Origin of the sequence: Isoptericola hypogeus (assembly GCF_039531145.1) — a bacterium.
Lineage (GTDB): Bacteria > Actinomycetota > Actinomycetes > Actinomycetales > Cellulomonadaceae > Isoptericola > Isoptericola hypogeus.
The window spans coordinates 140742-148484 of the sequence record NZ_BAAAPM010000010.1 but is presented as its reverse complement, the minus strand read 5'-3'; the positions used below and the strand labels follow the sequence as shown (position 1 = coordinate 148484).

The window sequence follows — 7743 nt, the reverse complement described above, 5'->3', positions numbered from 1 at the left end:
GTCGCCGCGGGCGCCGCCGCCATGCCGGCCGACGCGGCCCCGACCACGACCCACCTGGAGAACGCATGACCACCGCTGCCACTCCGAGCCCCGCCGGCCACGCCGGGCCGGGTGCCTTCGACCTCGTCGTCCGGGCCGCCAGGGCGCTGACGCCCGCGGGCGAGCAGGCGGTCGAGATCGGCATCACCGACGGCCGGATCGCCGCCGTCGCGCCGCTGGGCGCGCGCCTGGCCGGCGGCGAGGTCCTGGAGCTCGGCGGCGACGAGGTGCTCCTGCCGGGCCTCGTCGACTCGCACGTGCACGTCAACGAGCCGGGCCGCACCGAGTGGGAGGGCTTCGCCTCCGCGACGCGCGCGGCCGCGGCCGGCGGCGTCACGACCATCGTCGACATGCCGCTCAACTCGCTGCCGCCGACCACGACGGTCGAGAACCTCGAGGTCAAGAAGGCGCGGGCCGTCGGCCAGGCGTTCGTCGACGTCGGCTTCTGGGGCGGGGCGGTCCCCGGCAACACCGCCGACCTGCGGCCCTTGCACGACGCGGGCGTGTTCGGGTTCAAGTGCTTCCTCGCCGACTCGGGGGTGCCGGAGTTCGGCCATCTCGAGTCCGCCGAGCTGCGCGCCGACCTGGCGGAGCTGACGGCCTTCGACGGCCTGATGATCGTGCACGCGGAGGACCCGCACACGCTGGAGGGCGCCCCGCAGGAGCCGGGGCGGCGCTACGCCGACTTCCTCGCCTCCCGGCCGGCCAAGGCGGAGTCGACGGCGATCGCCGAGGTGATCGACGCCGCGCGCGCCACCGGCGCCCGTGCGCACGTGCTGCACCTGTCGGACGCGGACTCGCTGCCGATGATCGCCGCGGCGCGGGCCGACGGCGTGCGCCTCACGGTCGAGACCTGCCCCCACTACCTGTCGCTCGACGCCGAGCACGTGCCCGACGGCGCGACGGCGTACAAGTGCTGCCCGCCGATCCGCGAGACCGACAACCAGGACCGGCTGTGGCAGGGGCTGCTCGACGGCGTCATCGACGTCGTCGTGACGGACCACTCGCCGGCCACGGCCGACCTCAAGGAGCCGGCCTCGGGCGACTTCGCCGCGGCCTGGGGCGGGGTGGCGTCGCTGCAGCTCGGGCTCGCGGTCGTGTGGACCGAGGCGCGGCGCCGCGGCGTGCCCCTGGAGCAGGTGGTGGGGTGGATGTCGGCGGGCCCGGCGGCGCTCGTCGGCCTGGGCCGCAAGGGCGGCATCGCCGTGGGCAAGGACGCCGACCTGGTGGTCTTCGCCCCCGAGGCGACCTTCGTGGTCGACCCCGGCCGACTGCACCACAAGAACCCGGTGACCCCCTACGCGGGACGGGACCTGACGGGCGTCGTGCGGCGGACCCTGCTGCGCGGGCGCACCGTGGGAGACGAGCCCGAGGGCGCCCTGCTGCGCCGCGGCTGAGTCCGCCGGGCACGACGCCGAGACCAGAACGCACGAGGACAGACGAGGACACCCACCATGACGCGACTCCAGCCCGGCGACGCCGCCCCCGACTTCACGCTCCCCGACGCCCACGGTGTCCCGGTGTCCCTCGCCGAGGCGCGGGCCGGGGCCGACAAGGGCGTGGTCGTGTACTTCTACCCGAAGGCCGGCACTCCGGGCTGCACCACCGAGGCCTGCGACTTCCGGGACAACCTCGCGTCGCTCGCCGGGGCGGGCTACACCGTCGTGGGCGTCTCGGCCGACCCCCAGGACGAGGTCCGCGCGTTCGTCGAGGCCGAGCACCTGACGTTCCCGCTGCTGTCGGACGCGGACCACGCGGTGGCCGACGCGTACGGCACCTGGGGCCCCAAGACGGTCGGCGACCGGACCTTCGACGGCGTGCACCGCTGCACCTTCGTCGTGGACCCCGACGGGACGCTCCGCCTCGCCGAGTACGACGTCGACGCCACCGGCCACGTGGCCGCGCTGCGCGCGCAGCTGGTCGGCGCCTGAGCGCGACGACTCGCGCTAGGGTTTCCATCAGGCGTAATCGATATTCCACACACGAAGAGGAGGGACTGTCGTGGAGCTCCCCGACGGCCTGACCATCACCGCCGAGATCGGCGAGCGTGACACCGAGGTCCTCACCCCGGCAGCGCTCGACCTCGTCGCGACCCTGCACCGACAGCTCGGCGCCCGTCGCCTGGAGCTCCTCGACGCGCGCCGCCGCCGTCGACAGGAGCTCGCCGACGGCGGCACGCTGGACTTCCTGGAGTCCACGGCGCACGTCCGCGCCGACGACTCCTGGACGGTCGCCGCGCCGGCGCCCGGGCTGGTCGACCGCCGCGTGGAGATCACCGGGCCCACCGACCGCAAGATGACGGTCAACGCGCTCAACTCCGGTGCGAAGACGTGGCTCGCGGACCAGGAGGACGCCAACACGCCGCAGTGGCGCAGCGTGGTGGGCGGCCAGCTCAACCTGCTCGACGCCATCGAGCGGCGGATCGACTTCACGAACGAGGCGGGGAAGTCGTACGCCCTGAAGCCCGACGAGGAGCTCGCCACGATCATCGTGCGCCCGCGCGGCTGGCACATGGACGAAAAGCACGTCCTCGTGGACGGCGAGCAGACGTCCGGCGGCCTCGTGGACTTCGCGCTCTACGTCGCGACGGCGGGCCTGCGGCAGATCGAGAAGGGTCTGGGGCCGTACTTCTACCTGCCGAAGATGGAGTCGCACCTCGAGGCGCGGCTCTGGAACGAGGCGTTCGTCATCGCGCAGGACGCGCTCGGCATCCCGCGCGGCACCATCCGCGCCACCGTGCTCATCGAGACCATCCCGGCCGCGTTCGAGATGGAGGAGATCCTCTACGAGCTGCGCGAGCACTCCGCCGGCCTCAACGCCGGACGCTGGGACTACCTGTTCTCCGTGGTGAAGAACTTCCGCACCCGGGGCTCGGACTTCCTCCTGCCGGACCGCAACCAGATCACCATGACCGTGCCCTTCATGCGGGCCTACACCGAGCTGCTGGTCGCCACCTGCCACAAGCGCGGCGCGCACGCGATCGGCGGCATGGCGGCGTTCATCCCGAGCAAGGACGAGGAGGCCAACGCGCAGGCGTACGCCAAGGTCCGCGCGGACAAGGCGCGCGAGGCCGGCGACGGCTTCGACGGCTCCTGGGTGGCGCACCCCGGCATGGTGGCCACCTGCAAGGAGGTCTTCACCGACGTGCTCGGCGACCGGCCGAACCAGATCGACCGGAAGCGCGAGGACGTCCAGGTGGCCGCGGCCGACCTGCTGTCCGTCGACAAGACGCCCGGCACCGTCACCGAGGCGGGCCTGCGCAACAACGTCTCCGTCGGCATCCAGTACCTGCAGGCCTGGCTGGGCGGCCTCGGCGCGGTGGCGATCTTCGGCCTCATGGAGGACGCCGCCACGGCCGAGATTTCCCGGTCCCAGGTGTGGCAGTGGCTGCACAACGACGTCACCCTCGCCGACACCGGCCACACGGTCACTCGGGAGCTGGTGGACCGCATCGTCGCCGAGGAGGTGGCCAAGCTCCCCGGCGACCTCGCCGACTACGACGAGGCGCGCTCGACCTTCATGGAGGTGGCGGTGGCCGACGAGTACGTCGACTTCCTCACCACGGCGGCCTACGAGCGGATGGCCTGAGAGTACGGACCGGAACGGCCGGGACCACGTCCGACGGACGCGGTCCCGGCCGTCTCGTCGTTCCTCGCGACCACTAGACTGGCCGCCATGTCCACCATCTCCCGTGACGAGGTCGCGCGCGTCGCCGCCCTGGCCCGCATCGACCTGCGACCGGAGGAGGTCGACCGGCTCGCCGGCGAGCTCGACGTCATCGTCGAGTCCATCGCCCGCGTGCGTGAGGTCGCCACCCCCGACGTGCCCGCGACGAGCCACCCGCTGCCCATGACGAACGTGTTCCGCGAGGATGTGCCGGCACCTGCGCTGCCCGTCGCCGACGTGCTCGCCTCCGCGCCGGACGCCGAGGACGGCCGGTTCGCCGTGCCGCAGATCCTCGGGGAGGAGTGAGATGACCGACCTGACCCGGCTCAGCGCCGCCCAGCTCTGCGAGACGCTCGCGTCCGGGGAGGCGTCCAGCGTCGAGGCCACCCGCGCCCACCTGGACCGCATCGCCGCCGTCGACGGCGACGTGCACGCCTTCCTGCACGTGAACACCGACGACGCGCTGGCCACCGCCGCCGAGGTGGACGCGCGCCGCGCGTCGGGCGAGGAGCTGCACCCGCTCGCCGGCGTGCCGATCGCCGTCAAGGACGTCGTCGTCACCAAGGGCATGCCGTCCACGGCCGGCTCGAAGATCCTCGAGGGCTGGATCCCGCCGTACGACGCGACGCTCGTCGAGCGCCTGCGCGGAGCGGGCCTGCCGATCCTCGGCAAGACGAACATGGACGAGTTCGCGATGGGCTCCTCCACGGAGCACTCCGCCTACGGCAACTCGCACAACCCGTGGGACCTCGACCGCATCCCCGGCGGGTCCGGCGGCGGGTCCGCGGCCGCCGTGGCGGCCTTCGAGGCCCCGCTCGCGATCGGCACCGACACGGGCGGGTCGATCCGCCAGCCGGGCGCCGTCACGGGCACCGTCGGCGTCAAGCCGACCTACGGCGGCGTCTCGCGTTACGGCCTCATCGCGCTGGCCTCGTCGCTCGACCAGGCGGGCCCCGTCACGCGGACGGTCCTGGACTCGGCGCTGCTGCACGAGCTCATCGGCGGGCACGACCCGCGGGACTCGACGTCCATCCCCGAGCCGCTGCCGCCGCTGGTCGCCGCCGCGCGCCAGGGCGCGCTCGGCGACCTGTCCGGCCTCCGGGTGGGCGTCGTCACGCAGCTCCAGGGCGAGGGCTACCAGCCCGGCGTGCTGGCCCGCTTCCACGAGTCGCTCGAGCTGCTCACCAAGGCTGGTGCCGAGGTCGTCGAGGTCTCCTGCCCGTCCTTCGACTACGCGCTCGCCGCGTACTACCTCATCCTCCCGGCCGAGGCGTCGAGCAACCTCGCGAAGTTCGACGGCATGCGCTTCGGCCTGCGGGTCGAGCCCACCGAGGGCCCGGTGACCGCCGAGCGCGTCATGGCCGCCACCCGTGGCGCCGGCTTCGGCGACGAGGTCAAGCGCCGCATCATCCTCGGGACGTATGCGCTGAGCGCCGGCTACTACGACGCCTACTACGGCAGCGCGCAGAAGGTCCGCACGCTCATCCAGCGCGACTTCGCCGCGGCGTTCACCCAGGCGGACGTCCTCGTCTCGCCCACGGCGCCGACGACGGCGTTCAAGCTGGGGGAGAAGCTCGACGACCCGCTGGCCATGTACCTCAACGACGTGGCGACCATCCCGGCGAACCTCGCGGGCGTGCCGGGCATGTCGGTGCCGAACGGCCTGTCCGACGACGGCCTGCCCACCGGCTTCCAGATCCTCGCGCCGGCCAAGGCGGACGACCGCCTGTACCGCGTCGGCGCCGCGCTCGAGTCGGCCCTCGAGCACACCTGGGGCGGCCCGCTGCTGGACCGCGCACCTGAGCTGGGCTGACGGACGAGAACGGAGATCATCGCTGTGACCACGCAGTCGACCACCACCACCCCCGAGCTCGTCGCCTACGACGACGCCGTGCGCCGCTACGACCCGGTGCTCGGCATCGAGGTGCACGTCGAGCTCGGCACCCGCACCAAGATGTTCTGCCCGGCCGAGGTGTCCTTCGGCGCGGACCCGAACACGCAGACCACGCCGGTGTCGCTCGGCCTGCCCGGCGCGCTGCCGGTCGTGAACGGCACCGCCGTCGAGTACGCGATCCGCATCGGCCTGGCGCTGAACTGCCAGATCGCCGAGACGTGCCGGTTCGCGCGGAAGAACTACTTCTACCCGGACGTGCCGAAGAACTTCCAGACGTCGCAGTACGACGAGCCCATCGCGTTCGAGGGCTGGCTCGACGTCGAGCTCGAGGACGGCACGGTGCACCGCGTCGAGATCGAGCGCGCGCACATGGAGGAGGACGCCGGCAAGAACACCCACGTGGGCGGCGCCGCCGGGCGCATCCACGGCGCCTCGCACTCCCTCATCGACTACAACCGTGCGGGCATCCCGCTCGTGGAGATCGTCACCAAGCCGATCACCGGCACGGGGGAGCGGGCGCCCGAGGTGGCACGCGCCTACGTGCAGGCGCTGCGCGACATCTTCCGCGTGCTCGACGTGTCCGAGGCCCGCATGGAGCGCGGCAACGTCCGCGCCGACGTCAACCTCTCGCTGCGGCCCACCCCGGACTCGCCGCTCGGCACCCGCACCGAGACCAAGAACGTCAACTCGTTCCGGTCCGTCGAGCGGGCCGTGCGGTACGAGGTCTCGCGGCAGGCGGCGCTCCTCGACGCGGGCCGGACGGTGATCCAGGAGACCCGGCACTTCCACGAGGAGGCCGGGACCACGTCGTCGGGCCGCGTGAAGTCCGACGCCGAGGACTACCGGTACTTCCCCGAGCCGGACCTCGTCCCGGTGGCGCCGAGCCGCGACTGGGTCGAGGAGATCCGCGCGACGCTGCCCGAGCTGCCGCAGGCCCGCCGCCGCCGGCTGCACGACGAGTGGGGCTACGCCGACGCCGAGATGCGCGACGTGGTCAACGCCGGCGCGCTCGACCTCATCGAGGCCACGGTCGCCGCCGGCGCCGCGCCCGCCGCGGCGCGCAAGTGGTGGATGGGCGAGCTGGCCCGCCGCGCCAAGCAGGACGAGGTGGAGCTCGCCGAGCTCGCCATCACGCCCGCGCAGATCGGTGAGCTGCAGCGGCTGGTCGACTCCGGCCGCATCAACGACAAGATCGCGCGCCAGGTGCTCGACGGCGTGCTCGCCGGCGAGGGCGACCCGGAGCAGGTCGTGGTCGCGCGCGGGCTCGAGGTCGTCTCCGACGACGGCGCCCTCCTGGCGGCGATCGACGAGGCGCTCGCCGCCCAGCCCGACGTCGTGGAGAAGGTGCGCGGCGGCAACCAGGGGCCGGTGGGCGCGATCATCGGCGCGGTCATGAAGGCGACCAAGGGGCAGGCGGACGCCAAGCGCGTGCGCGAGCTCGTGCTCGAGAGGATCGGCGGGTGAGGTCGCCCGGCCTGCACGGGGAGCTGGTGCGCCTGCGCCCGGTCGAGGCGCGGGACGCCGATCGCCTGTGGGCGTCCCTGCAGGACCCGGAGAGCGGACGGCTGACGGGCATGGGGACGAGCGGGTCGTCGACCCGCGCGGAGGTCGACGCGTGGGCGGCGGCTGCGGCGGACCTGCCGGGGCGGTACGACTGGGCGATCACGTCGGCGGCGGTGCGCGACGGCGCGCTCGTCAGCGACGACCTGCTCGGGGAGATCGCGCTCGACCAGGTCGACGAGCACCTGCGGTCGGCGAACCTGCGGCTGCGGATGATGCCGGACTACCGCGGGCGCGGCTACGGTCGCGAGGCCATCGGCGAGGTGCTGCGCTTCGCGTTCTCCGACACGGACGGCGCGCCCGGGCTGCACCGCGTGAGCCTGTCGGTGATGAGCATCAACCCGCGGGCGCGTGCCCTGTACGACTCGCTGGGCTTCCGCGAGGAGGGCCGGCTGCGCGACGCGTTCCGCGACGGCGACGGCTGGGCCGACGCCGTCGTCATGAGCATCCTCGAGGACGAGTTCCGCGCCGGGGCCGGCACCGACTGAGGCGGAGGTGCAGCGCAGGGTGGGGGCCGAGGGACGAGGCACGCGCCCGTAGCGGAACCGCAGACTCAGGCGGCAGGAGCAACCGACTGAGGGTCG

The 7743-nt window shown here is 73.2% G+C and carries 7 protein-coding genes; all 7 read left to right on the top strand.

Going from position 1 to position 7743, the window contains the following annotated elements; genetic code table 11:
• Positions 1-65 precede the first annotated feature (65 nt).
• The 7 genes from allB (at position 66) to ABD254_RS20680 (ending at position 7647) form a co-directional block, all read left to right on the top strand.
• Positions 66-1436 (top strand): allantoinase AllB, encoded by a 1371-nt coding sequence (gene allB, locus ABD254_RS20710; RefSeq protein WP_344250795.1) that lies wholly within the window; start codon positions 66-68, stop codon positions 1434-1436.
• Between the two features lie 57 nt (positions 1437-1493).
• On the top strand, positions 1494-1970 hold the full coding sequence (gene bcp / locus ABD254_RS20705) for a thioredoxin-dependent thiol peroxidase (protein ID WP_344250794.1): 477 nt from the start codon (positions 1494-1496) through the stop codon (positions 1968-1970).
• 70 nt (positions 1971-2040) lie between these two features.
• Positions 2041-3627: a malate synthase A gene (aceB, locus tag ABD254_RS20700; protein WP_344250793.1), complete on the top strand. Its 1587-nt coding sequence runs from the start codon at positions 2041-2043 to the stop codon at positions 3625-3627.
• Positions 3628-3714: 87 nt separating this feature from the next.
• Complete coding sequence (gatC, locus tag ABD254_RS20695; RefSeq protein ID WP_344250792.1) at positions 3715-4011, top strand: Asp-tRNA(Asn)/Glu-tRNA(Gln) amidotransferase subunit GatC; 297 nt, start codon at positions 3715-3717, stop codon at positions 4009-4011.
• 1 nt (position 4012) lies between these two features.
• Entirely contained in the window at positions 4013-5518 is a 1506-nt protein-coding gene (gene gatA, locus ABD254_RS20690) for an Asp-tRNA(Asn)/Glu-tRNA(Gln) amidotransferase subunit GatA (RefSeq protein WP_344250790.1), read from the top strand.
• 24 nt (positions 5519-5542) lie between these two features.
• Entirely contained in the window at positions 5543-7063 is a 1521-nt protein-coding gene (gatB, locus tag ABD254_RS20685) for an Asp-tRNA(Asn)/Glu-tRNA(Gln) amidotransferase subunit GatB (RefSeq protein WP_344250789.1), read from the top strand.
• Entirely contained in the window at positions 7060-7647 is a 588-nt protein-coding gene (locus ABD254_RS20680) for a GNAT family N-acetyltransferase (protein WP_344250787.1), read from the top strand. The genes gatB and ABD254_RS20680 overlap by 4 nt, the downstream gene beginning before the upstream one ends.
• The last annotated feature ends 96 nt before the right edge of the window (positions 7648-7743 follow it).

What these genes read in the sequence shown, in the direction of transcription:
- bcp (WP_344250794.1), top strand. Translation starts at nt 1,494, where the DNA reads ATGACGCGACTCCAGCCCGGCGACGCCGCCCCCGACTTCACGCTCCCC.
- allB (WP_344250795.1), top strand. Translation starts at nt 66, where the DNA reads ATGACCACCGCTGCCACTCCGAGCCCCGCCGGCCACGCCGGGCCGGGT.
- gatA (WP_344250790.1), top strand. Translation starts at nt 4,013, where the DNA reads ATGACCGACCTGACCCGGCTCAGCGCCGCCCAGCTCTGCGAGACGCTC.
- gatC (WP_344250792.1), top strand. Translation starts at nt 3,715, where the DNA reads ATGTCCACCATCTCCCGTGACGAGGTCGCGCGCGTCGCCGCCCTGGCC.